Raw genomic sequence first — 23,224 nt, 5'->3', positions numbered from 1 at the left:
GCGCGTTGAACAGCCGGGCTAAGAATCACTTAAGGAATGCCCGGATTGATATGTCTTGCTGCCCCGGCCACCCCGAAACCGACTCCGAACGGCAATCTAATCGAGATCAACGGCCCACGGGAATTCACCCGATCGGCCAGCCGAGCGAGGCATTTACGGTCACTTTCCGTATTCTCGTGATCCACGCAGTGGTCCACGTACGACGACACCCCACCGTCGGACGACGGTGGGGTGCCGGTGGTGCGGGTGCGCCTGTGGGTGCCCAGCCTCAGCGGGCGTCGACCAGCGGCAGGGACTTCCCGGCACCGCCGCCCGGCATGGCGATCGAGGAGAAGTGCGAGACGACCCGCTCGTCGGTCGGGTCGTCGGCCGGGGTGCGGTGCACGGCCAGCCGGTTGTAGAGGGTGTCGCGCTGGGCGGGGATCCGGTCCGCCGAGCGGATCATGCCGATCAGCTCGTGCAGGTTGGAGCGGTGCCGCGCGCCGGCCGAGGAGATGACGTTCTCCTCCAGCATGATCGAGCCGAGGTCGTCCACGCCCATGTGCAGGGCGAGCTGCCCGACGTCCTTGCCGGTGGTCAGCCAGGACGCCTGGAGGTGCGGCACCGTCTCGAAGAAGAGCCGGGCCACCGCGACCAGCCGCAGGTACTCCAGGGTGGTGGCCTGCGTACGGCCCTTGAGGTGGTTGTTCTCCGGCTGGTACGTCCAGGGGATGAACGCCCGGAAGCCCTTCGTGCGGTCCTGCACGTCGCGGATCATCCGCAGGTGCTCGATCCGCTCGGCGGCGGTCTCGCCGGTGCCCATCATCATGGTGGCGGTCGACTCGACGCCCTGCCGGTGCGCCAGCTCCATGACCTCCAGCCAGCGCTCGCCCGATTCCTTCAGCGGCGCGATGGCCTTGCGCGGGCGGGCGGGCAGCATCTCCGCGCCGGCGCCGGCGATCGAGTCCAGCCCGGCCGCCTTGATCCGGGCGATGGCCTCGTCGAGGCTGACGCCGGAGACCTTGGCCATGTGCAGGATCTCGCTGGGGCCGATCGAGTGGATCGCCAGCTGCGGGTACGCCTTCTTGACCGAGGAGAACAGCTCCTCGTAGTACTCCACGCCGTAGTCCGGGTGGTGCCCGCCCTGGAGCATGACCTGGGTGGCGCCCAGCTCGACCGCCTCGCCGCAGCGGCGCAGGATCTCCTCGGTCGGGTGGGTCCAGCCCTCCTTGTGCTTGGGGGCCCGGTAGAACGCGCAGAACTTGCACGCCGTCACGCAGACGTTCGTGTAGTTGATGTTGCGGTCGATCAGGTACGTGACGACGTTGTCCGGGTAGCGGCGTCGGCGCACCGCGTCGGCGGCCTCGCCCAGGGCGTGCAACGGCGCCTCGGTGTAGAGCAGCAGGGCCTCCTCGGGCGTGATCCGCCCGCCGTCCGCGCCACGCTGCAGGATGTCGTCGATCTCCCGGCTCACACTCACCCCCCGAGCCTACGTCGCCCGCTCGGGGGGCCGGTCGATGGCCGCCGAACAGCCCGCCCGGCGGCCCGTCGGGTGTGACGGTGTTCACCCTCGCCGGCGGTGCGGCGCCGCCCGTCGACGACGGACGACGCCGCACCCTCCGGTCAGAAGACGCGCGGGATGCTGCTGGACGTCCAGCCGCTGCCCACGGCACTGGCGCTGGTGGTGTAGAGCTTGAAGTCGGCGCTCAGGTCCCCGGTCGACTGGAAGCCGAGCATGACGCCGGCGGAGTCCTGGCCGATCAGGTCGGTGCGGCCGTCGCCGGTGAGGTCACCGACCAGGATGCGGGGCCGGTTCGTCGTGCCCCAGTTCGTGCCCACGTACGGGTAGGGCCCGGAGAACAGCAGTCCCTCGCCGGTCATCGCCCCGGACGACCGGTACGCCCGCAGCCGTCCGTCCGCGAGCTGGGCGACCAGGTCGGTGGTGCCGTCACCGTCGAAGTCGGCCGGCAGGATCCGAGGAATCGAGGAACTCCGCCAACCGGTGCCGACCACCTTCGCCGCGAGAGTCGTCGGGAAGAGCCTCATGTCCATGGAGAGATCCCCGCTGGACGGGTAGCCCTTCATGGTGCCGTCGGCGTGCTGGGCGATCAGATCGGTCCGCCCGTCGCCGTTGAAGTCGCCGGTCAGGATGCGCGGCACCTCCGTGGTGGTGAAACCGGTGCCGACGTCCCTCGTCGTCCCGGCGAACAGCCGGGCGTCGGCCGACAGGTCGCCCGTCGACGTCCAGACCCGCAGCGTGCCGTTGAGCAGCTGACCGAGAAGGTCGGTGCGGCCGTCGCCGTTGAAGTCGCCCGGGATCAGGCGGGGGATCGAGCCGCTGGTGAAGGCGGTGCCGACGATCGCGGACGCCCCGGCGAAGAGCCGGTAGTCGGCGGAGAGGTCGCCGGTCGACTCCCAGGCGGTCAGGGTGCCGTCGCCGCTCTGCGCGATGATGTCCGCCCGGCCGTCCCCGGTGAAGTCCCCCGTGAGCGCCCGCGGCCGGTTCGCCCCGCCCCAGTTCGTCCCCACGTAGCGGTAGGGCGCCGGGAAGAGCGGGGCGGTGCCCGAGAGGTCCCCGCTCGACGGGTACGCCCGCAGCCTGCCGTCGGCGAGCTGGACGAGCGCGTCGGTGCGGCAGTCGCCGGTCCAGTCGCTCAGGATCACCACGCCTGCCTGGTCTGCCGGGCCGTGACTCGCGCCACCGGCACTGCAGTTGTTGGGCGTGTTCTGGCGGATCCAGCCGGCCAGGTCGTCGGTGCGGGTCTCGATGGCGTCCCGCCGGGTCTCCGTCTCGGCGAGACAGCCGCCCTGCCAGGAGGTGGCGTGCACGGCAACCAGCTCGGGACGCCCGTCCACCACGCGTACCGCCGGCCCTCCGGCGTCGCCCTTGCAGGTGGTCGGCCCACCCTGCTCGTTGCTGATCGCGACCGAGGTGGCCGAGACGGTGCCGACCGTGACCGGCGCACCGTGCAGCTTGTCGGGCACCCACTCGGTGGCGGTACGACCGAAGCCGAGCGCCTGCAACGTCTCGCCCGGCACGGGTGCCCCGGTGGCGAGCGCGACCGGGGTGACGCCGACCACCGGCAGCGTGAGCCGGAGCAGCGCGAGGTTCCGATCCGGGTGCGACACCACGAGATTGGCGCGCTGCACCCGGCCGTCGTTCGTGGTCAGATCCAGCCGGCCCACGGTGACCGTGGTGGGCCAGGCGGGCGCGCTCACAGTCGAGCGGGGGCCCGGGGTGGGGGGAAGGCATGAATGGGCCGTCAACACCCACTGGGGCGCGACCAGCGCCCCGGAGCAGGCGCCCCTCGCACCGAAGGTGACCTTCGCCGCGAAGGCGTACGCGCTGTCCGTGACCGGGCTGCCCCCGCTTACCGCCCGGGCCGGCGCACCTGCGACGGCACCCGCCGTCAACGCGGCGGCGACACCGATGACGAGGGCTCTTCGCCGTCGTCGTACCTGCTGATCCATCGACACTCCATTCCTCGGGCACGGCGGCCGGCCACCCGCGCTCCGGCACGGCCGTCTCGACCCGCCGGTCCGCCCGGGCGCACCGGTCGGCCGCGTCGCCTGCCGGCGACGGACTGGAATATAGATGTTGGACGGTCGCCGCACCGCCCCGCTCGACCGCCGCGATCGGGCCCTCCCGACGCATCGATCGCACCATCAGCATTCGACGGCCAGTTCGACCTGTGGCGCAGCATCGCCCACGACGGCCAGGTCAAGGCCCCGAGCTGACCCCACGCAGGGGGTCGGCGGGTGCGACGCGGTGCCTGCGCCGCCCCGCCGACCCGGCTGCGCCCGCCGGGCGGCGGGCGGACCGGTCAGGCGTCGTAGTCGACGGTGAGCCGGTCGGTCGTCGGGCTGGACTGGCAGGTGAGGACGTAGCCGGCGGCCACCTCGTCCGGCTCCAGCGCGTAGTTGCGGGCCATCGTGACCGCGCCGTCGACCACCTTGGCCTTGCAGGTCGAGCAGACCCCGCCCTTGCAGGCGTAGGGCAGCTCGCCGCGCACCTTCAGCGCCGCGTCCAGCACCCGCTCGTCGCGCCGCATCGTGAAGCGCGACGACCGGCCGTCCAGCAGGATCGTCACCTCGGCGCCGCCCCCCGGCTCGTCGGCCGGGCGTCGCGGCGGGGCCGGGGCCTCGGCGACGTGGAACAGCTCCGTGTGCACCGCCGACTCCGGCACGCCGCGCGCGGCGAGCACCTCCCGGGCGTCCACCACCATGTCGTACGGGCCACAGAGGAACCACTCGTCGACGGTGTCGCCGGGAACGACGGTGTCCAGCAGCCGGCCCAGCCGGTCGGCGTCGATCCGGCCGGAGAGCAGCGGCGACTCGCCCTGCTCCCGGGAGAGCACGTGCACCAGGTGCAGCCGGGTGGGCCACCGGTCCTTCAGGTCGGCCAGCTCCTCGGCGAACATCACCGTGTTCGCCGTGCGGTTGCCGTACACCAGCGTGAACGTGCTGGCCGGCTCGACGGCGAGCGCCGTCGCGACCAGCGCGAGCACCGGGGTGACGCCCGAGCCGGCGACCACCGCGCCGTAGTGGCGGGCCCGGTCCGGCGCGAGGGCCGTGGTGAAGTGCCCGAGCGGCGGCAGCACCTCGATCGTGTCGCCGCCGCGCAGCGCGCCGCAGGCGAAGGCGGAGAACGCGCCGCCGGGGATCTCCCGCACGCCGATCCGCAGCCGGCCGTGCCGGGCCAGGTCGTCGGGCGTGGAGCAGATGGAGTACGACCGCCGCACGTCCTCGCCGGCGGCGCCGGGGCGGCGGACGGTGAGGTGCTGGCCGGCGGAGAACGCAAACGTCTCCCGCAGCTCCTCGGGCACGGCGAAGGTGACCGCCACGGCGTCGTCGGTGAGCCGGTCGACGGCGGCGACGGACAGCGGGTGGAAGACCGGCCGGCGACGGACCGGGCGGGTGATGGTGACAGTCACAGCGCCTTCAGGTGGTCGAAGGGTTCACGGCAGGAACGGCAGCGCCAGAGCGCCTTGCACGCGGTCGAGCCGAAGCGGCTGACCTGCTCGGTCTCGGGCGAGCCGCAGTGCGGGCAGCGGACGGCGAGGGTCAGCGGCACCACGTTGTCGGCGCGTACGGGCGACGGCGGGGCGATGCCGGCGGCGGCGAGCTTGGCCCGGCCGGCGTCGGAGATCCAGTCGGTGCTCCACGCCGGGCTGTAGACGGTCCGCACGTCGGCGTCGGGACGACCGGCCGCGGCCAGCGCCCGCCGGATGTCGGCGCGGATCACGTCCATCGCCGGGCAGCCGGTGTAGGTGGGGGTGATGGTCACGACCACCCGGCCGGTCGCCGGGTCCTCGTCGACCGCCCGCAGGATGCCGAGGTCGTCGATGGTGACCACCCGGATCTCCGGGTCCACCACCGCCGCCACGGCCTCCCGCGGAGTCACCGGTGCCTCCCCGCGCTCACCGGTGCCCCCTCACCAGTGCCGCCTTCCGTTCGCGACTGCGGGGCTCCGCTGCGCTGCACTCCTCGCGCTCACCAGTTGGCCCCGGGGTGGGCGCGGTGCAGCACCTGCATCTCGGCGAGCAGGAAGGACAGGTGCTCGGTGTGCACGCCGTCCCGCCCGCCGCCCGGCGCCCAGCCGGACTCCGGCCGGGCCAGGGTGGCCTCGTCGAGCACGGCACCGACGGTGGCGTCGAAGTCGGCCCGCAGGGTGGCCGGGTCGACCGGCGCCGCCGGGTCGGGGGCGAACAGCTCGTGCGCGTACGGCCAGACCTGGTCGACCGCCGTCTGCATGCGCCGGTGCGACTCCTCGGTGCCGTCGCCGAGCCGCCGCACCCACGTCGAGGCGTGGTCGAGGTGGTAGGCCGATTCCTTGCGGGCCTTGGCCCCGATCGCGGCCAGCCGCTCGTCGGCGCAGCCGGCCAGCGCGGCGTAGAGCGGGAGCTGATAGGCCGCCAGGAAGAGCAGTTTCGCCATGGTGACCGCGAAGTCGCCGTTGGGCAGTTCCACGAGCAGGCAGTTGCGGAACTCCCGGTCGTCGCGGAGGAACGCCAGCGCGTCCTCGTCCCGGCCGGCGCCCTCCACCTCGCCCGCGTACGACAGCAGGAGCCGGGCCGCGCCGAGCTGGTCGAGGGCGATGTTGGCCAGCGCGATGTCCTCCTCCATCTCGGGCGCGCGGGTGGTCCACTCGGCCAGCCGCTGCGCCGCGACGAGCGCGTCGTCGCCGAGGGCGAGGGCGAAGTCGAAGGGGCCGTTCACAGGTGGGCCACCCCGTCCGGCACGTCGTAGAAGGTGGGATGCCGGTAGACCTTGTCGGCCGCCGGGTCGAAGAAGGCGTCCTTCTCGTCCGGGCTGGACGCGGTGATCGCGCCCGCCGGCACCACCCAGATGGAGACGCCCTCCTGGCGGCGGGTGTAGAGGTCCCGCGCGTTGCGCAGGGCCAGCTCGGCGTCGGGGGCGTGCAGGCTGCCGACGTGGGTGTGCGACAACCCGCGCCGCGCCCGAACGAAGACCTCCCACAGGGGCGAAGGGGCGCTCACGCCGCGCTGCTCCGTCCGCTCGCTACGCTCGCTCACGCCGCTACCTTCTCCTTCTGCTGCACCCGCTTGGCGGCGTACGCCGCGGCGGCCTCCCGCACCCACGCGCCGTCGTCGTGGGCGCGGCGCCGGTGCTCCATCCGCTGCCGGTTGCACGGGCCGTTTCCCTTGATCACCCGCATCAGCTCGTCGTAGTCGGGCTGGGTGAAGTCGTACGACTGCCGGGACTCGTTCCAGCGCAGGTCGGGATCCGGGATCGTCAGGCCGAGGATCTCCGCCTGCTGCACGCACATGTCCACGAAGCGCTGGCGCAGCTCGTCGTTGGAGAAGCGCTTGATCTTCCAGGCCATGGACTGCGCCGAGTGGGTGGAGTCGGTGTCCGGCGGGCCGAACATCGCCAGCGACGGGTACCACCAGCGGTCGAGGGCGTCCTGCGCCATCGCCTTCTGCGCCGGGGTGCCGTGCGCGAGCGTGTGCAGGATCTCGTAGCCCTGCCGCTGGTGGAACGACTCCTCCTTGCAGACCCGGATCATCGCCCGCGCGTACGGCCCGTAGGAGCAGCGGCAGAGCGGGACCTGGTTGACGATCGCGGCGCCGTCGACCAGCCAGCCGATGGCGCCCACGTCGGCCCAGGTCAGGGTGGGGTAGTTGAAGATCGAGCTGTACTTCTGCCGGCCGTTGAGCAGCAGCTCGACCAGCTCGTCCCGGCTGATCCCGAGGGTCTCGGCGGCGGCGTAGAGGTAGAGGCCGTGGCCGGCCTCGTCCTGCACCTTGGCCAGCAGGATCGCCTTGCGCTTCAGCGAGGGGGCACGGCTGATCCAGTTGCCCTCCGGCTGCATGCCGATGATCTCGGAGTGTGCGTGCTGCGCGATCTGCCGGATCAGCGTCTTGCGGTACGCCTCGGGCATCCAGTCGCGCGGCTCGATCTTCTGGTCGGCGTCGATGACCTCGGCGAAGTACGCCTCCAGGTCCTCGTCCGCGCCGGGGGCGCCGCCCCGGCGGCCACGTGCGGCGGCCTCCCGCAGGGCCGCCTCCGCCGCCTCGACCTCGCCGAGCAGGCCACCGCCGGGTGCGTCCTCGGCGGAGAAGTCGTTGCCATACATGAGGTCAAGTGTTACAGCTCGCCTCTCGGGACACCAGAGGGTGTAACAGTTTTCCGAAGGCAGTTTCGGTACGGGGGAAGGGCTCCGGCAGCCGGGCAAACTATGACTTGGCTCACTATGAGAAGCTGAATCCTCTCAACAGCCGCATAGCGGCTCGATATCCCGCCTACATGGCAAGTTGCCAGGTGTCGGGTCCTGGCGCGTCGCCGATCCGCACGTAGACTTCCCCCGTCACACCGATCGGCTGCCGACGATCGCCCCAGAAACACGGAGGGCGGATCCCCCCGGCCCTCGGCCAGCCGCCGATCCGTCCGACAACCAGCCGGTCCCCCCGGCCTGACATCTGGAGCTCACCCACTCATGCGATCCCGCGTGACCCTGGTGCTCGCCGTCGTGGCGGTCCTCCTCGGTGGTGGCCTGCTCGTTCCGGCCGCGTACGCCCGACTCGCCGGCGACGACGCCGCGAGCGGCGGAAGCGGCGGCGGAAGCGTCGCGGCCCCCGCGCCCACCCCGCCCCCGCCGCCGACCCTGGCCGCCGGCCCGGTCACGGTCACCTTCAAGGGCGAGTTCTTCTCGTGGGCGCTGATGGACCGGGAGACCGGCGAGATCTCCGGGTCGAAGAACCTGGCCTCGACCAGCTCCACCGAGTCGATGATCAAGGCATGGATCGTCGCGGACTACCTGCGCCAACTCGGCGACAAGGAACCTTCGGCGGCGTTGAAGCGGCAGGCCAGCCTCGCCATCCGGGACAGCAACGACGACGCTGCGAACGCCGTCTACTACGCCGCGGGCGGGTCCTACCGGAAGTCGCCGGACGGCCAACCGAATCCGGTGATCAAGCGGGCGATCAGCATCTGCGGCCTGACCGACACCAAGCGCGGCAACGTGGCAGGGTACGAGGGCTACTGGAGCTTCACCAGAATGTCCCCCCAGGACGCTGTCCGGCTCGGCGACTGCATCGCCGATGGCAAGGCCGCAGGACCGAAATGGACCAGTTGGGTGCTGGACGAGATGTCCAAGGTGCGCGGCAGCGTGAAGAGCCAGAGCGCCAAATCCGGCGGCGGCAAGTGGGGCATCATCGACGGCCTGCCCGCCGAGATCAAGGCCCAGGGCCCGGTGAGTATCAAGAACGGCTGGACGCCCCTCAACTACGACGGCAACTGGCACGTCAGCTGCCTCGCCGTCACCGACAGATGGAGCCTCGCGGTGATGCTCCGCTACCCGCAGAAGAGCGGCCTCGAGTACGGCGCCCGAGTCTGCGCGAGTGTCGCCACGCAGCTCGTGACCCCGCAGCCGGGCGCCGCCCTCAAGGTGCCGCAGCAGCCCGCCGGGAAGCTCTGATGACGCGACAGCGCCGGGCCGACGAGCCCGCCGACGCCTCCCCCCGCAGGCTCATCGCCATCGCGGTGGTCCTCATCTGCCTGGTGCTCGTCTCGCTGCGGCTGCTGCCGGGCTCGCCGTTCGAGTCCCGCGCCGCCGCCGAGTGGGGCGCCCCCGCCGGCCCGGCCGAGCGCGCCACCGGAGCCCCGAGCGACCGCAGCTCCCGCCCGTCGCCGTCGCCGAGCCCGACGCCGGAGCCGGAGCCGCTGCCGTTCGAGGCCAAGGAACTCGACCTGGACATCGAGGGCTGGTACTCCTGGAGCGTCCTCGACCGCCGCACCGGGGAGATCGTCGGCTCCGACAACATGGACGAGACCAGCACCACCGCGTCGCTGATCAAGGCGTGGATCGTCGCCGACCACCTGCGCCGCGCCGACGAGAAGGGCCAGACCCCGAGCGACGCCAAGCTGGCCGACGCCACGAAGATCATCCGGGACAGCGACAACACCCGGACGCAGCAGTTCTACAACGCGCTGGGCGGGTCCGCCTCGATCAAGCGGCTGCTCTCCACGTGCGAGCTGACCGACAGCAGCGTCGCCAGCGACGGCGGCTGGAGCCGGACGAAGCTCTCCCCCCGGGACACCGCCCGGATGGGCGCCTGCATCGCCGACGGCCGCGCCGCGGGGCCGAAGTGGACCAAGTGGCTGCTCAACGAGATGCGGCTGGTCAGGGGCGGCGGCGACTTCGGCATCCGCAAGGCGTTCCCGGCCGCCGAACGCAAGAACATCGCCATCAAGAACGGCTGGATCGACCGGACCAAGGAGCAGGAGATGCACATCAACTGCCTGGCCATCGGCGACACCTGGACGATGGGCGTGATGGTCCGCTACCCGATCGGCAAGGGCTACGAGTACGGCATGAAGAACTGCCAGAAGATCACCGAAGCCCTCCTCCGCCCCACCACCTAGACCTCCTCGCGCCCCGCGCCCCCGGCGGCAGACCGGCGTCGATCATGCAGTTGTGGTGCCCCGCACAAGGGACATTGGCGCCCCTATCGCCCACCACAACTCCATGATCGGCGCGTCGGGCGCGCCCGGCGCAGCGACGGGGTGGGTCAGCCCGTGAAGAAGGCCGGGCCGGAGGTGGGGAGGGGCGGGGCGGCGTCGATGGCGGCGGCGCGGCGCGCGAACTCGCGCAGGCCGGCCACCTGGCGCTCGCCGAGGGAGAAGTCCAGCGCCCGGAAGTACGTCGCCAGGGTCGCCGCGTCGAACGGCTCCCAGCGCGCGGCCGCCTCGGCCACCTGGTCCAGCTCGGCCAGGCAGAGGTCACGGGAGCGCAGGAACGCCTCGTGCACCTCCTTGACCAGGCCGGGGTGGGCGGCGGCGAAGTCGCGGCGTACGGCCCAGACGGCGAAGACCATCGGCAGGCCCGTCCACTCCCGCCACGCCTGCCCGAGGTCGGTGACCTCCAGCCCACGCTTCGGCGCCTCGTAGAGGGCGCGCAGCGCCACGTCGCCGATCAGCACCCCGGCGTCGGCCTCCAGCAGCATCTGGGTCAGGTCGGGCGGGCAGCGGAAGTACTCGGGGTTCACCCCGTACCGCTCGCCGAGCAGCAACTGGGCCAGCAGCACCCCGGTCCGCGAGGTCGAGCCCAGCGCCACCTTGCCGTGGCCGAGCTCGGCCAGCGGGCGGGTGGAGACGACGTTGACGGAGAGCACCGGGCCGTCGCTGCCGACCGCCAGGTCGGGCAGGAGCAGCAGCTCGTCGGCGTGCCGCAGGTACTCCACCTGGGAGATCGGACCGATGTCCAGGTCACCGGCGACCAGGGCGGCGCTGAGCCGGTCCGGGGAGTCCTTGTGCAGGTCGACGTCGATCAGGGCACCGCTGCGCATCAGCCCCCAGTAGATCGGCAGGCAGTTCAGGAACTGGATGTGCCCGACCCGGGGGCGTGCGACGTGCTCAACCATGCCCCGACCGTATCCCCGCCACCGTCGCGTGGCTCAGTGGGCCGGGGTCGGAGTGGCCAACCCCGCATCCGCCGGGTGGTCGCCGTCCCCCGGCGCGCCGTCCGCACCGCCCGCCCGGACCGCCGCCGTCGACCCGGCGCCGGCCGCCCGGACCCGTCGGACGGACCGGGCGACGGCCGGCACGAACGCCACCACGACCAGCAGGCCGACCGCGCCGGCCGCCGCGATCAGGGGTCGCGGCGACAGCAGCGCCAGCAGGGCGCCCCCGATCAGGTAGCCCCCCATCGAGCCGCCCTGCACGGCCGCGCCGTAGAGGGCGTACGCCCGGCCGCGTGACGCCTCCGGCACCCGCCGGGCGGTGAGCAGGTTCGCGAAGACGTTCTCCCCGCCGTTCGCCGCGCCCGCGACCAGCCAGAGCGGGACCAGCAGCGCGGCCGTGGGCACGGCGGCGGCGACCAGCACCATGAGGCAGATGCCGCCGAGCGTCGCCAGCACCCCGTACACCAGGGCGCCGTCGTCGGTGAGCCGGTGGGCCAGCCGGGCGCAGAGCCAGCTGCCGGGCAGCATCCCCGCCATCCAGGCGGCGCCGACCAGCCCGTACACCGTTGGCGAGCCGTCGAGGGTCTCGCGGATGAAGAAGACCTCGACCACGTTGATGCCGCCGACGGCGGTGATGACCGCGGCCGTGCTGACGACGACGGCCAGCAGCAGCGGGTCGCCGCGCAACCGCCACGCCGGGGCCCGTTCCGTCCCGGACGCGGGTGCGGCCGTGGCCCGCCGGCCGCCCCTGCGGGTACGCAGCAGCAGGCCCGCCGCCACCAGGGCGAGGTAGCTCCCGGCGTCGATGAGCAGGGGTACGCGCGCGCCGAACTGCCCGACCAGCAGCCCGGCGAGTACGGGGCCGCCGAGCGCGCCCAGGCTGCTGGCCGTCTGGCTGATCGCGCTCGCCCGGGGCAGGTCGGCGGGGCGCACCATCGCCGGCAGCAGCGCCGCCAGGCAGGGATGGGTCACGGCCAGCCCGCAGGCGAGCAGCGCGACGAGCCCGATGATCAGGGCCGGGTGGGTGGCGAAGGCGAGCAGCGCGCAGACGGCGGCCTGCCCGAGGCCCGCGGTGACCAGCAGCTTCCGGCTGTCCACCCGGTCGACGAGGCGCCCGGTGAGCGGGGCGAGCACCACCAGCGGCAGGGTCGCCGCCAACAGCAGTCCGGACACGGCGATGCCGCTGGCCCCGGCGGACTGGAGGGCGAGCGCCAGGGCGGTGGCGGCGAGGAAGTCACCGCACATCGAGGTGCCGCGCGCGGTGGCGGCGAGCCAGACATCCGACCAGCGCGACCCGTCAGTTGTGAAGGACATACTTCGAAAATAATCCTTCACAACCGATCGGAGCAACCCCCTACGCCAACGGCACCGCCCGGTACTGCACCGCCACCGTGCGCGCCCCGGCCGGCGGATCCGCCTGCCGGTTCCGCTGCCGGTACGGCTCGAACAACGCGCTCACCGCCTCGTTCAGCCCGGCCAGCTCGTCGGCGGTGAGCAGCAGCAGCGTGTCGCTGAACAGCGCGACGTCGTACCACTCGGCGGGCTCGTCCCCGGCGCGGCGCAGCCAGTCCCGGGTCCGCTCCATGTCCCGGGCCGCGTGCGCCTCCACCAGCGCCTGCTCGGCCGCGCGCGCCTCCGGGCCGGCGGACTGTCCCGCGTCGACCAGCAGGGTCCGGCCGACCGTGCGCCACAGCCGCTCGCGCGCGTCCCCCCGGCTCGGCGCCTGCTCCACCAGGCCCGACTTCGCCAGCGCCCGGAGGTGGTAGCTGGTCGCGCTCGGCGACAGCCCGGCCACCTCCGCACACTCCGTGGCGGTCGCGCCGCCCTCCACCACGCCCAGGTGTTCCATGATCGCGATTCGGGCCGGATGGGCCAGCGCCCGCATCACCTGCGGGTCGCTGACCGTGATCCGGCGCTGTTCGGAACGCGCCTCCGTCATTCGTCCATGATTCCTGGTCGCCCACCCGCCGTGGGTCGCCGGTCGACCGGTGACCGGAGGCCCACCGGCGGGCGAACGCGGCGTGGATCCCGCCGGGGGTGGCCCGGCGGCGCCACGGTCGAAATCCGGTGGAACGGCGCGCGCCCGGCGCGTAGGCTGTCAGGTCGCTTGACGGCCAGGGTGAGGTGACCACCGCATCGGACGTCCCGCGCCGGGGGCCGGCCCATCCGCCCGCCGGACACGCGAGCGACCGGCAGTAGACCCCGACGGGATTCAGCGTGACCGACCTCGATCTCGACCTCGACGCCGACCTCGCCGCCGAACGCGAGCACCTCGCCACCTCCCGGGCCGCCCTGGCCCAGATGCGGGAACGCGCCCAGGCCCTCTTCTCCACCGGCGACCAGGTGGCCGGCGACGCGTACGCGGCCGAGACCCTCGGGCGCACCCTGGCCCGCCGGGTCGCCGAACTCGCCGACGACCCCACCACGCCGCTCTTCTTCGGGCGCCTCGACTTCGGCCCGGCGACCGGGGCCCCGCCCGCCGACGACCCGCCCGGCGACCCCGGCGACGGGCCGGACGGGTGGCACGCGGACCACGCCGGGCGGCGCTACCACGTCGGCCGGCGGCACGTCACCGACGACCGGGGCGAGCCGCTGGTGCTGGACTGGCGGGCCCCGGTCTCCCGGTCGTTCTACCGCGCGAGCGCGCGCGACCCGCAGGGCGTGGCGGTACGGCGCCGCTTCGGGTTCAGCAACGGGGCGCTGACCAGCTTCGAGGACGAGCGCCTCGACCGGGGCGAGGAACTGGGCACGACCAGCCGGATCCTGACCGCCGAGATCGAACGCCCGCGCGTCGGGCCGATGCGCGACATCGTCGCCACCATCCAGCCCGAGCAGGACGAGCTGGTCCGGGCCGACCTCGCCGACTCGATCTGCGTGCAGGGCGCCCCGGGCACCGGCAAGACGGCCGTCGGCCTGCACCGGGCCGCGTACCTGCTCTACCTGCACCGGGAGCGGCTGCGCCGCTCCGGCGTGCTGATCGTGGGGCCGAACCGGGCCTTCCTGTCGTACATCGCGGCGGTGCTGCCGGCGCTCGGCGAGGTAGAGGTCGAGCAGGCCACGGTGGAGGACCTGGTCGGCCGGGTGCCGGTGCGGGCCGTCGAGGACCCGGCGGTGGCGACGATCAAGCACGACGCCCGGATGGCCGAGGTGCTGCGCCGGGCCGTCGACGCGCACATCGGCGAGCCGACCGAGCCGATCATGGTCTCGGACGGCTCGTTCCGCTGGCGGATCGGACTGGACCCGCTGCACCGGGTGGTCCAGGAGACCCGCCGGGAGCGGCTGCCGTACGCCACGGGGCGCGAGCGCGTCCGGGCCCGGGTGGTGGCGCTGCTGCAACGGCAGGCCGAGGCGCGGCGCGCCGAGTCGCCGAGCGACGCCTGGCTGCGCCGGATGGGCAAGGCCACGCCGGTCACCGCCTTCCTCGACGCGGTCTGGCCGGCGCTCACCCCGGAAGGGCTGGTGCACGCCCTGCTCACCGACGCCGACCTGCTGGCCGCCGCCGCGGACGGGCTGCTGACCGCCGAGGAGCAGGCCCGGCTGCGCGGGACGGCCGCCCCGGCCGGGACGCCCGAGCCGGCGACGGAAGGCGCGGCGGACGTCCCGCGCCCGGCACGCCGCCCGGCTGCGGCCGGGACGAAGCTCGGGCGTACGCCGAAGGCCACGAAGTGGACGGCTGCCGACGCCGTGCTGATCGACGAGGCGGCCGGGCTGATCGAGCGGCCGGGCGGCTTCGGGCACGTCGTCGTCGACGAGGCCCAGGACCTCTCCCCGATGCAGTGCCGGGTGATCGCCCGGCGCAGCGAACACGGGTCGGTCACCCTCCTCGGCGACCTGGCCCAGGGCACCGCCCCGTGGGCCGCCGCCGACTGGCGGGAGTCCCTGCGCCACCTCGGCAAGCCGGACGCCGTCGTGGTGCCGCTGACCGTCGGGTTCCGGGTGCCCGCCGCCGTGGTGACGTTCGCCAACCGGCTGCTGCCGGCGCTCGCCGTCGACGTGCCCCCGGCCGAGTCGCTGCGCCGCGACGGCGCGCTCGACGTGCGTACCGTCGAGGACCTGACCGCCGCGACGGTGGCCGAGGTGCGCGCGGCGCTGGCGTTCGACGGCTCGGTGGCGGTGATCGCCGCCGACGACGCGGTCGGCGGGCTCCGGGCGGCGCTGGAGGCCGCCGGCGTCGACACCGCGACCGTCGACGAGCCGGCCGCCGCGGCGCGCGTCACGGTGGTGCCCGCGACCCTGGTCAAGGGCCTGGAGTACGACCACGTCATCGTCGTCGAGCCGGCGGCGATCGTGGCCGCCGAACCGCGCGGCCTGCACCGGCTCTACGTGGTGCTCACCCGGGCGGTCTCCCGGCTCGCCGTGCTGCACGCCCGCCCGCTGCCCGCCCCGCTCGGCTGACCGGGCACTTGCGCCGGGACGGTAGACAGGTGTCCGTGACGCCCTCGACGAGTCTCCCGTGATCCTCGCCCGCGCCGAGGCGGTCAGCCGCCGCTACGGCGACGTGCTCGCCCTCGACCGGGTCGACCTGGAGGTCTCCGCCGGCGAGCTGGTCGGCCTGCTCGGCCCGAACGGGGCCGGCAAGAGCACCCTGCTGAACCTGCTCGTCGGGCTGCGCCGGCCCACCGCCGGCCGGGTCGAGCTGTTCGGCGGCGACCCGCGCGACCCGGCGAGCCGGCGGCGGATCGGGGTCACCCCGCAGGAGACGGGCCTGCCCGGCACGCTGCGGGTCGGCGAGGTGGTGGACTTCGTCGCCGCCCACCACCCCGACCCGGTCCCCCGGGGCGAGCTGCTCGACCGCTTCGGCCTGGGCGAACTGGCCCGACGGCAGACCGGGGGCCTCTCCGGCGGGCAGCGCCGCCGGCTCGCGGTGGCGCTCGCCTTCGTCGGTCGGCCCCGGCTGGTGCTGCTCGACGAGCCGACCACCGGCCTGGACGTCGCGGCGCGGCACACCCTGTGGGAGGCGATCCGGGCGTTCCACGACGACGGCGGCACCGTGCTGCTGAGCAGCCACTACCTGGAGGAGGTCGAGGCGCTGGCCCGGCGGGTGGTGGTCATCGGGCAGGGCCGGGTGCTGGCCGACGACACGGTCGACGCGATCCGGGGCATCGTCGGCGTACGCCGGGTCAGCCTCGTCGCCGACGCGCTGCCCGCCCTGCCCGGCGTCGTCCGCACCGAGCGGGTCGACGGCCGCACGCACCTGCTCACCACCGACGCCGACGAGCTGGTGCGGGCCCTGGTCACCGCCGGGGTGGCGTTCGCCGACCTGGAGGTCCGCCCCACCTCCCTGGAGGAGGCGTTCCTCGCCATCACCGCGCCCGGCTCCGGCGCCGACCGTCCGACGACCGCCGTGGCCGGCCCGCCGGCCACCGCCTGAGAGGACGGATCTCCCATGCGCCTCGCCCTGGTCCACGCCCGCTACCAGCTCCTGGAGACGGTCCGCATCCCGATCGCCGTCGTCGGCAGCGCCTTCTTCCCGGCCGTCGCGATGCTCTTCTTCGTCGTGCCGTTCGCCGGGAAGGACCCGGTCGGCGCCACCTACGCCACCGCCGCCATGGTCACCTTCTCGGTGATGAGCGCGAACATCTTCCAGTACGGCGTCGGGGTCGCCGAGGACCGCGACCAGCCCTGGAACCCGTACACCCGGACCCTGCCGGCCGGGCCGGCACCCCGCTTCGCCGGGCGGGTGCTGGCCGGGCTGGCACTCACCTACCTCTCCCTGGTGCCGGTGGTGGCGATCGGGGCGACGCTCACCGAGGCACGGGTCAGCGCGCCGGCGTTCCTGCTGGCCCTGGCGATCGTCACGGTGATCTCGGTGCCGTTCACGCTGCTGGGTCTCGCCATCGGCTACTCGATGCCCAGCAAGGCCGCGATCGTCGTGGCGCAGGTCGTCTTCTTCCCGCTCGCCTTCGGGGGCGGGCTGCTCTCCGCACCGGACCAGGCGCCCGGCTTCGTCGAGGCCGTCGCGCCGTTCCTGCCGACGCGGGGCGCGGTGGAGCTGATGTGGGCGGCGGTCGGCGACTACCCGGTCAACCCGCTGTCGATGGTCATGCTCGGGGTCTGGGTGGTGCTGCTGGCGCTGCTGGCCGGGTGGGCGTACCGGCGTGACGAGGGTCGACGGTTCAGCTGACGTTTCGGCCGATCCGCCACGTGGCGCGGCGGGTCGGTGCCACGATTCCGGCAGGGGCGTGCCGGCGTGGCCGTCCCCCGCCGAGAGGGGGGTCGACGTGAGCATCGTCCCGCCGGGCACACCCTGCTGGGTCGACCTCGCCACCCCGGGCCTCGCCGAGGCGCGGCGGTTCTACCCCGAACTGTTCGGTTGGACCGGCCGGATCGACCCGGAGCCCGAGGCGGGCGGCTACACGGTCTTCCTGCTCGGCGGCCGGGCGGTGGCGGGCGCGGGTCCGCCGGCCATCCCCGACCAGGTGCCGATCTGGTCGACGTACCTGGCGACCGACGACGCGGACCTGGTGGCCGGCCGGGTCGAGCGGGCCGGCGGGCAGGTCGTGGTGCCCCCGTTCGAGGTCTTCGACCAGGGACGGATGGCGGTCTTCGCCGACCCCGCCGGGGCGGCGTTCAGCGTCTGGCAGCCGATGTCGATGCCCGGCGCCGAGGTCTTCGACGTCCCGGGGGCGCTGACCTGGACCGAACTGGTCACCCCCGATCCGGAGGGCGCGAAGGTCTTCTACGAGCTGGTCTTCGGCTGGCAACCGGACGACCAGCAGGCGGGCCCGGTCACGTACACCGGCTGGCGGCTCGGCACCCGGATCGTGGCCGGCATGGTGCCACCGCTCGGCGACGGGTTCCCGGCGGACACGCCCGCGTACTGGTCGGTGTACTTCGCCGTGGCCGACGCCGACGCGGTCGCCGCCCGCGCCGCCGAACTCGGCGGCACCATCCTCGTCCCGCCCCAGACCGCTCCGGCGGGCCGCTACGCCGCCCTCCGCGACCCCCACGGCGCCCTCTTCAACATCCTCACCCGCCCCTGAGGCCCACCCCACCCACCCACCCACCCGCCCCGCCCGCCCCGCCCGCCCGGCGATCATGCAGTTCTGGTGGGCAAAACATTCCCATACGCCCCTTTTGCGGGGCACCACAACTGCATGATCGACGCGTCAGGGCGGCGGGAGGGAGGGGGAGCAGGGAGCGGGGCGGGGTCAGGGGTTGGGGTGGGGGTTGGGGTGGGGGTGGGGGTGGGGGCGGATCGGGACCACCAGGGGGCCCTGGGCGCCGGGGATGACGCGGACCGTCGCGCGGTACCAGGTGGCGAGGAGTTGCTCGGTGAGCACCTCGCGGGGGGTGCCGGCGGCCACCACCCGGCCGCCGGCCAGCAGCACCATGCGGTCGGCGTACTCGCCGGCGATGGAGAGGTCGTGCATGGTGGCGAGCACGGTCAGGCCGTGCTCGCGGCGCAGCCGGTCGACCAGTTCCAGCACCTCCTGCTGGTGGCCGATGTCCAGGGCGCTGGTCGGCTCGTCCAGCAGCAGCAGGGTCGCGCCCTGGGCCAGCGCGCGGGCCAGGAAGACCCGCTGCCGCTCGCCGCCGGAGAGGGTGGCCAGTTCCCGGTCGTGGAACCCGGCCAGGTCCAGCCCGTCGAGCACCTCGTGGGCGGCGGCCAGGTCGGCGGCGGACTCCCGGCCCAGCGTCGGGATGTAGGGGGTGCGGCCCAGCAGCACGTAGTCGAAGACCGTCATGCCGGCCGGCACGACCGGGGACTGGGCGACCGTGGCGACCACCCGGGCGCGGTCGCGGCGGCGCAGCGCCTCGCTCGGCGTACCGAAGAGGGAGACGGCGCCCGGCGCGGGCAGCAGGCCGCCGACGGCGCGCAGCAGGGTCGACTTCCCGGCGCCGTTCGGGCCGATCACGGTGACCCACTCGCCGGCGGCGACGGTCAGGTCGACGCCGGCCAGGATCGGCGAGCCGTCCAGGCGCACGTGCAGGTCGCGCACCTCGACGGCGGGCACACCGGCCACGTCGGGGGCGCGCACGGCCCCTCCGTCCGCCGGCCGCGCGCCCGGCACCCGCCGCGCGCTCACCCGAGCATCCGGCGGGAGGTACGCAGCACCAGCACGAAGAACGGGCCGCCGAGCAGCGCGGTGACCACGCCGATCGGGATCTCCGACGGGGCGGCGGCGGTACGGGCCACCACGTCGGTCAGGGCCAGGAAGGCCCCGCCGAAGAGCAGCGAGAGCGGCAGGATCACCCGGTAGCTCGACCCGGCGAGCAGCCGGACGGTGTGCGGCACGATGATCCCGACGAAGCCGATCAGGCCGGACGCGGAGACGGCGGCGGCGGTGCCGAGCGAGGCGGCGGCGATGAGCAGGTAGCGGGACCGCTGCGGGTGCAGCCCGAGGCTCGTGGCCTCGTCGTCGCCGACGGAGAGCACGTCGAGCTCCCGCCGGTGCAGCAGCACCACGAACGCGGTGACCAGGAAGTACGGCAGCACCAGCCGCACGTCGTGCCAGCCGGCGGTGGCGAGCCGCCCGAGCAGCCAGGAGTAGACCTGCTGGATGCTGTCGGAGTTGCGTTGCAGCAGGTAGGTCTGCCCGGCCGAGAGGAACGCGGAGACGGCCACGCCGGCGAGGATCAGCGTGGCGGTGGAGCGGCCGCGCCCACCGGAGACGCCCAGCAGGTAGGTCATCGCCACCGCGCCGATCGAGCCGACGAACGCGGCCAGCGGGATGGTGAGCGGCAGCCCGGTCAGCGCGCCGCCCGCCCCGGCGCCGAGGGTGATGACCGCCGTGACCGCGAGCCCGGCCCCGGCCGCCACCCCGAGCAGGTACGGGTCGGCCAGCGGGTTGCGGAACACGCCCTGGTAGCAGCCGCCGGCCAGGGCCAGCAGCCCGCCGACCAGCAGCCCGAGCACCACCCGGGGCAGCCGCAGCTCGGTGACGATGGCGATCTCGCGCTCGGAGAGCCCGCTGTCGAGGCGTACCCCCGGGATGAGGTTCAGCAGCTCGGCCGCGACGCTGCCCGGCGGCAGGGCGACCGGGCCGAGGGACACCCCGGCGACCAGGGCGACGAGCACCGCGGCGACCCCGGCGGCGAGCCAGCGGGGCCGCAGCCCGGCGGGCCGGGACGCGGGGAGCGTCCCGGCCCGCCGGGCGGGCGGCGCCTTCACGAGCGGACGGCTCATGGACGGGTGCGGGTCACGCGGGGACCTTGACGGTGGCGTCGACGATCACGCGGAGCAGGTCCACCACGCGGGGTCCCCAGCGGGAGGCGACGTCGTCGTCGAGGGCGACGACCTGGTTGTTCTTGACCGCCGTGACGCCCGCCCAGCCGGCGCGCGCCTTGACCGTCTCCGCGCTCTGCTTGCAGCACTTGGTGTCGGCGAGGAAGACGAAGTCCGGGTCGGCCTTGACGATGACCTCCTGGGAGAGCTGCGGGTAGCCGCCCTGCTTGCCGTCGGCGTCGGACGCGTCGGCGATGTTCTCCAGGCCCACCATGGTGTAGAGCGAGCCGATGAAGGTCTTGCTGGTGGCCGTGTAGAGCTCCGGGCCCAGCTCGTGGTAGTAGGTGAGCTTCTCGGCGCGCTTCGGCAGGTCGGCGACCAGCTTGGTGATGTCGTCCTTCATGCGCTTCGTCACGTCGGCGGCCTCGTCGGCGTGGCCGGTGAGGGCGCCCAGCTCGGTGATCTGCCGGTAGCTGTCGTCGAGCGTGGTCGCGGCCGGGGTCTGGTAGACCGGGATCTTCAGCGCGGTGAGCTGATCGACGATCTTGTTGCGGTCGTCGGAGAGGACCACCAGGTCGGGGCTCTTGCCGGCGATCGCCTCGGCGTTCGGGGTGAAGCCCGAGAGGTCGCTCTTCGGCGCGTCGGCCGGGAAGTTCGACTGGTCGTCGACGGCGGTGACCTGCTTGCCGGCGCCGATGGCGAAGAGCATCTCGGTGGCCGACGGGCTGAGCGAGACGATCTTCTCAGGCCGCTTCTCCAGCGTCACCGTGCCGACGGTGACCGGGAAGGCGGCGCCGGCCGAGCTGGCGCCGGCGGCGGGGGTGTCGTCGGAGCTCTTCTCGGCGCAGGCGCCGAGGGCGAGCGCGGCCACCGCGAGGGTCGCGGCGAAGAGCCGGGGGGTACGTCTGAGCACGGGTCCTCCTGTCGGTCGAGGAGCGTGGTGCTTCGCCGACAGGGAGCGGTGGCGCCCGTCCGCGAGGCGCCCTTCCTCGAGAGCGCGAGTCGCGACCACGGACGCAGGCGACCTGGCTCGTCCCCGCCACGCCGGAGTGCGGCCGGTGGCGGGACATCACAGTTGCGGGACAGCGCCGGTTTCGCACCGGCTTCGCTGCGCGTGGTCGGTAGAACGGTAGCGCACGCCCCGGACGTGCCTCGACGATCCAGGGCGCATCGGCGCTCGTTGATCACCAACGGCGGCGACGCGCCCTGGACCGACGCACGCGGAGCGGGGTGGTGGGGCCCCGCCGGGGGCGGAACGGGGCCCCACCGGGTCAGGAACTGGTGATGGTGACGTTGTCCACAGCCGCCTCGACCAGGCTCGCGCCCGAGGCGTCCGCCGCCTCGACGAGGATCCGCACCGACTGACCGGCGTACGGGGTGAGGTTGGCGTTGGCCACCGCCCAGGCGCCGTTGCGGTTTGTGGCCGCCCCGGACTGGGTGAACAGGGCCGTGGTGCCGCCGTTGTGCACCACGCTCACCCGGAGGTAGTCGGCCGACGAGGCGTTCGAGCCGTGGGCCAGGTACCAGGCGAGGGAGAGCGTCAGCGTGCCGCTCGACGGCAGGGTCACCGCCGGCGACCGGGCGCTGGTCACGCCGCCGTCGAGGTCGTAGTCACCGGCCGCCGTGCCGGCCAGCCGGCCGGTGACGAGGTCGTTGGCGCCGGCGTAGGGGGCGAGCTGCTTGGCCCCGCTGGAGTTGGTCGCCTGGGCGGCGCCCCGCTCGAACGCCCCGGCGGTCGCGGTGTCGGTGCCGTTCGGGTTGATGGTCCAGCCGGTGGCCGTCTCGAAGGTGTCCGACCAGACCGTGGTGCCGCCGCCACCGCCGCAGTACTGGTCCTGCTTGCCGATGACCCGGTACGGGCAGTCGGCGTACTCGCTGATCAGCAGGACCGCCTCCCGGTTGCGCGAGGTCTGGGCGGGGATCACCTCGTCGGGCGGGTAGAAGCCGCCACCGCCGGCCGAGCCGGGGTACATCTCGAAGGTGTACGCCCAGATGCCGTGCTGGCCCCACATCCAGTCGATGCTGTCCCCGTCGGTGATGTAGAGGTCGCTGGACTGCTGCGGGGTGTAGCCGTTGGTGTTCGCCATCTGCTGGCCCAGCGTGGCGAAGGTGTTGTACTGGTCCGTCGACATCCCGGGGGCGGTGTTGTTGTACGTGTAGCCGAACGGCCAGAGCACCAGCTCCGAGTACGTGTGGAAGTCGATGTTCGCCTTGATCTGCTGGGTGCCGCCGACGACCCGGCTGTTGACGAAGTTGCGCAGCGCCGCGGTCTCCGGCGCGGAGAACGCCGACGGGCCCCGGTAGGTGTCCGACGAGGTCGAGCCGGACGAGCCGCCGCAGCAGCCCCACTGGTAGGACCAGTTCCGGTTCAGGTCGGTGCCGACGTACGACGAGCCGCTGTTCGGCTGCCGGTTCTTGCGCCAGGAGCGGTAGGAGCCGGTGGCGATGTCGTACTCGCTGCCGTCCGGGTTGACCGTCGGCACGATCCAGATCTCCCGGCTGTTCACGATGCTGGTGATCCGGGAGTCGCTGCCGTAGCTGTCGGTGAAGAGGTTGAGCAGGTAGACCGCCATCTCGACGGTCAGGTGCTCGCGGGCGTGCTGCTGGGAGTTGAACAGGATCTCCGGCTCGTTCTCGTCGGTGGCGACGTTGTCGGAGATCTTCACCGCCATCAGGTCCCGGCCCTCGTACGAGGAACCGATGCTGATCTTCCGGGCGATCGAGGGGTGGTCCGCGACCACCTTGTTCACCAGGGCGGTCAGCTCGGCGTAGTCGTGGTAGTTCGAGTCGGCGGGCGGGAAGGCCGCCGTGCCGACGTCCCCCTCGGCGTGGTCGTGCCCGTCGGCCGACGGGGCGGCGACCGCCTCCAGCCGGAAGCCGAGCCGGGTGATGGCCGCCGCCTCGGCGGGGGTGGCCGAGACGTTCAGCACGCCGTGCTCGACGAAGTCGATGGCGGCGCCGGTGCCGGCGACGGCGGTGCGGTCGGCGACCGTACGCGGGCCGAGCACCCGGTACGACGTCGCCGCGGAGTCGGCCCGGTCCGGGGCCGGCCGGGCTGTGGCCGGCGCGGCGGCGACCGTGAGCAGGGCGAACCCGGCTGCTACGGCGACCGCCAGGCGACGGCGGAGGGTGGTGTTGCGGAAGGCCATGG

The 23,224-nt window shown here is 73.5% G+C and carries 20 protein-coding genes and 1 riboswitch; of the genes, 6 read left to right on the top strand and 14 right to left on the bottom strand.

Annotated elements, in window-relative coordinates:
• Positions 1 to 268 precede the first annotated feature (268 nt).
• The 7 genes from mqnC to paaA all read right to left on the bottom strand — a co-directional run bounded on the left by mqnC (position 269) and on the right by paaA (position 7,579).
• Positions 269 to 1,459, bottom strand: a complete 1,191-nt coding sequence (gene mqnC, locus ACN27A_RS23875) for a cyclic dehypoxanthinyl futalosine synthase (RefSeq protein WP_151456466.1) — start codon at positions 1,457 to 1,459, stop codon at positions 269 to 271.
• Between the two features lie 143 nt (positions 1,460 to 1,602).
• Positions 1,603 to 3,450 (bottom strand): FG-GAP-like repeat-containing protein, encoded by a 1,848-nt coding sequence (locus ACN27A_RS23870; protein ID WP_421456907.1) that lies wholly within the window; start codon positions 3,448 to 3,450, stop codon positions 1,603 to 1,605.
• A gap of 353 nt (positions 3,451 to 3,803) precedes the next feature.
• The gene (paaE, locus tag ACN27A_RS23865; protein ID WP_421456906.1) at positions 3,804 to 4,913 is read right to left on the bottom strand and encodes a 1,2-phenylacetyl-CoA epoxidase subunit PaaE; all 1,110 of its coding nucleotides are present in this window, start codon (positions 4,911 to 4,913) and stop codon (positions 3,804 to 3,806) included.
• Entirely contained in the window at positions 4,910 to 5,383 is a 474-nt protein-coding gene (gene paaD, locus ACN27A_RS23860; RefSeq protein ID WP_421456905.1) for a 1,2-phenylacetyl-CoA epoxidase subunit PaaD, read from the bottom strand. The genes paaE and paaD overlap by 4 nt, the downstream gene beginning before the upstream one ends.
• An 89-nt stretch (positions 5,384 to 5,472) precedes the next feature.
• Positions 5,473 to 6,198 (bottom strand): 1,2-phenylacetyl-CoA epoxidase subunit PaaC, encoded by a 726-nt coding sequence (paaC, locus tag ACN27A_RS23855; RefSeq protein ID WP_421456904.1) that lies wholly within the window; start codon positions 6,196 to 6,198, stop codon positions 5,473 to 5,475.
• Positions 6,195 to 6,515 (bottom strand): 1,2-phenylacetyl-CoA epoxidase subunit PaaB, encoded by a 321-nt coding sequence (gene paaB, locus ACN27A_RS23850; RefSeq protein WP_101413756.1) that lies wholly within the window; start codon positions 6,513 to 6,515, stop codon positions 6,195 to 6,197. The genes paaC and paaB overlap by 4 nt, the downstream gene beginning before the upstream one ends.
• Positions 6,512 to 7,579 (bottom strand): 1,2-phenylacetyl-CoA epoxidase subunit PaaA, encoded by a 1,068-nt coding sequence (gene paaA / locus ACN27A_RS23845; RefSeq protein ID WP_421456903.1) that lies wholly within the window; start codon positions 7,577 to 7,579, stop codon positions 6,512 to 6,514. The genes paaB and paaA overlap by 4 nt, the downstream gene beginning before the upstream one ends.
• A gap of 360 nt (positions 7,580 to 7,939) precedes the next feature.
• On the opposite strand from paaA, the gene ACN27A_RS23840 reads away from it, so the two are divergent.
• Both ACN27A_RS23840 and ACN27A_RS23835 read left to right on the top strand, forming a co-directional pair.
• Positions 7,940 to 8,920, top strand: coding sequence for a hypothetical protein (locus ACN27A_RS23840; RefSeq protein ID WP_421456902.1), 981 nt, complete (start codon positions 7,940 to 7,942; stop codon positions 8,918 to 8,920).
• A complete protein-coding gene (locus ACN27A_RS23835; RefSeq protein WP_421456901.1) occupies positions 8,920 to 9,867 on the top strand; it encodes a hypothetical protein in 948 nt (315 codons plus the stop codon). The genes ACN27A_RS23840 and ACN27A_RS23835 overlap by 1 nt, the downstream gene beginning before the upstream one ends.
• 146 nt (positions 9,868 to 10,013) lie before the next feature.
• Here ACN27A_RS23835 and ACN27A_RS23830 read toward each other — a convergent pair whose 3' ends face one another.
• From ACN27A_RS23830 to ACN27A_RS23820, 3 genes are read right to left on the bottom strand one after another with little or no spacing between them, the layout of a single operon-like run.
• Positions 10,014 to 10,865 carry a menaquinone biosynthetic enzyme MqnA/MqnD family protein gene (locus ACN27A_RS23830; protein ID WP_421456900.1) on the bottom strand — a complete coding sequence of 284 codons (852 nt, stop codon included), beginning with the start codon at positions 10,863 to 10,865 and terminating at the stop codon, positions 10,014 to 10,016.
• A gap of 33 nt (positions 10,866 to 10,898) precedes the next feature.
• On the bottom strand, positions 10,899 to 12,218 hold the full coding sequence (locus ACN27A_RS23825; protein ID WP_421456899.1) for an MFS transporter: 1,320 nt from the start codon (positions 12,216 to 12,218) through the stop codon (positions 10,899 to 10,901).
• A 40-nt stretch (positions 12,219 to 12,258) separates the two neighbouring features.
• A complete protein-coding gene (locus ACN27A_RS23820; RefSeq protein ID WP_421456898.1) occupies positions 12,259 to 12,843 on the bottom strand; it encodes an ArsR/SmtB family transcription factor in 585 nt (194 codons plus the stop codon).
• 278 nt (positions 12,844 to 13,121) lie between these two features.
• Here ACN27A_RS23820 and ACN27A_RS23815 point away from each other — a divergent pair, with 278 nt between their 5' ends.
• From ACN27A_RS23815 to ACN27A_RS23800, 4 genes are all read left to right on the top strand, one after another.
• On the top strand, positions 13,122 to 15,299 hold the full coding sequence (locus ACN27A_RS23815) for a HelD family protein (RefSeq protein WP_421456897.1): 2,178 nt from the start codon (positions 13,122 to 13,124) through the stop codon (positions 15,297 to 15,299).
• 58 nt (positions 15,300 to 15,357) lie between these two features.
• On the top strand, positions 15,358 to 16,275 hold the full coding sequence (locus ACN27A_RS23810) for an ABC transporter ATP-binding protein (RefSeq protein WP_132232158.1): 918 nt from the start codon (positions 15,358 to 15,360) through the stop codon (positions 16,273 to 16,275).
• A 15-nt stretch (positions 16,276 to 16,290) separates the two neighbouring features.
• A complete protein-coding gene (locus tag ACN27A_RS23805; protein ID WP_421456896.1) occupies positions 16,291 to 17,028 on the top strand; it encodes an ABC transporter permease in 738 nt (245 codons plus the stop codon).
• A 97-nt stretch (positions 17,029 to 17,125) separates the two neighbouring features.
• Positions 17,126 to 17,887, top strand: a complete 762-nt coding sequence (locus tag ACN27A_RS23800; RefSeq protein WP_421456895.1) for a VOC family protein — start codon at positions 17,126 to 17,128, stop codon at positions 17,885 to 17,887.
• A gap of 168 nt (positions 17,888 to 18,055) precedes the next feature.
• On the opposite strand, the gene ACN27A_RS23795 is transcribed toward ACN27A_RS23800, so the two are convergent.
• The 4 genes from ACN27A_RS23795 to ACN27A_RS23780 all read right to left on the bottom strand — a co-directional run bounded on the left by ACN27A_RS23795 (position 18,056) and on the right by ACN27A_RS23780 (position 23,222).
• Positions 18,056 to 18,886, bottom strand: coding sequence for an ABC transporter ATP-binding protein (locus ACN27A_RS23795; RefSeq protein ID WP_421456894.1), 831 nt, complete (start codon positions 18,884 to 18,886; stop codon positions 18,056 to 18,058).
• 44 nt (positions 18,887 to 18,930) lie between these two features.
• Positions 18,931 to 20,034, bottom strand: a complete 1,104-nt coding sequence (locus ACN27A_RS23790; RefSeq protein WP_421456893.1) for a FecCD family ABC transporter permease — start codon at positions 20,032 to 20,034, stop codon at positions 18,931 to 18,933.
• A 13-nt stretch (positions 20,035 to 20,047) separates the two neighbouring features.
• Positions 20,048 to 20,986 (bottom strand): ABC transporter substrate-binding protein, encoded by a 939-nt coding sequence (locus tag ACN27A_RS23785; protein WP_421456892.1) that lies wholly within the window; start codon positions 20,984 to 20,986, stop codon positions 20,048 to 20,050.
• Between the two features lie 111 nt (positions 20,987 to 21,097).
• A riboswitch (cobalamin riboswitch) is annotated at positions 21,098 to 21,177 on the bottom strand.
• 167 nt (positions 21,178 to 21,344) lie between these two features.
• On the bottom strand, positions 21,345 to 23,222 hold the full coding sequence (locus ACN27A_RS23780) for a M14 family metallopeptidase (protein WP_421456891.1): 1,878 nt from the start codon (positions 23,220 to 23,222) through the stop codon (positions 21,345 to 21,347).
• Positions 23,223 to 23,224: the final 2 nt, after the last annotated feature.

It is taken from the genome of Micromonospora sp. WMMD737 (assembly GCF_049179055.1).
In the GTDB taxonomy this organism is placed as follows: domain Bacteria; phylum Actinomycetota; class Actinomycetes; order Mycobacteriales; family Micromonosporaceae; genus Micromonospora; species Micromonospora reichwaldensis.
The sequence above is the reverse complement of the archived record's forward strand: the minus strand, read 5'-3'. Positions and strand labels throughout refer to the sequence as shown.

Excerpts from the sequence above, each read along its gene's own strand:
- ACN27A_RS23840 (WP_421456902.1), top strand. The coding sequence starts at position 7,940 with ATGCGATCCCGCGTGACCCTGGTGCTCGCCGTCGTGGCGGTCCTCCTC.
- ACN27A_RS23820 (WP_421456898.1), bottom strand. The coding sequence starts at position 12,843 with ATGACGGAGGCGCGTTCCGAACAGCGCCGGATCACGGTCAGCGACCCG.
- ACN27A_RS23805 (WP_421456896.1), top strand. The coding sequence starts at position 16,291 with ATGCGCCTCGCCCTGGTCCACGCCCGCTACCAGCTCCTGGAGACGGTC.
- ACN27A_RS23835 (WP_421456901.1), top strand. The coding sequence starts at position 8,920 with ATGACGCGACAGCGCCGGGCCGACGAGCCCGCCGACGCCTCCCCCCGC.
- ACN27A_RS23870 (WP_421456907.1), bottom strand. The coding sequence starts at position 3,450 with ATGGATCAGCAGGTACGACGACGGCGAAGAGCCCTCGTCATCGGTGTC.
- ACN27A_RS23825 (WP_421456899.1), bottom strand. The coding sequence starts at position 12,218 with ATGTCCTTCACAACTGACGGGTCGCGCTGGTCGGATGTCTGGCTCGCC.
- ACN27A_RS23790 (WP_421456893.1), bottom strand. The coding sequence starts at position 20,034 with ATGAGCCGTCCGCTCGTGAAGGCGCCGCCCGCCCGGCGGGCCGGGACG.
- ACN27A_RS23780 (WP_421456891.1), bottom strand. The coding sequence starts at position 23,222 with ATGGCCTTCCGCAACACCACCCTCCGCCGTCGCCTGGCGGTCGCCGTA.
- paaA (WP_421456903.1), bottom strand. The coding sequence starts at position 7,579 with ATGTATGGCAACGACTTCTCCGCCGAGGACGCACCCGGCGGTGGCCTG.
- ACN27A_RS23830 (WP_421456900.1), bottom strand. The coding sequence starts at position 10,865 with ATGGTTGAGCACGTCGCACGCCCCCGGGTCGGGCACATCCAGTTCCTG.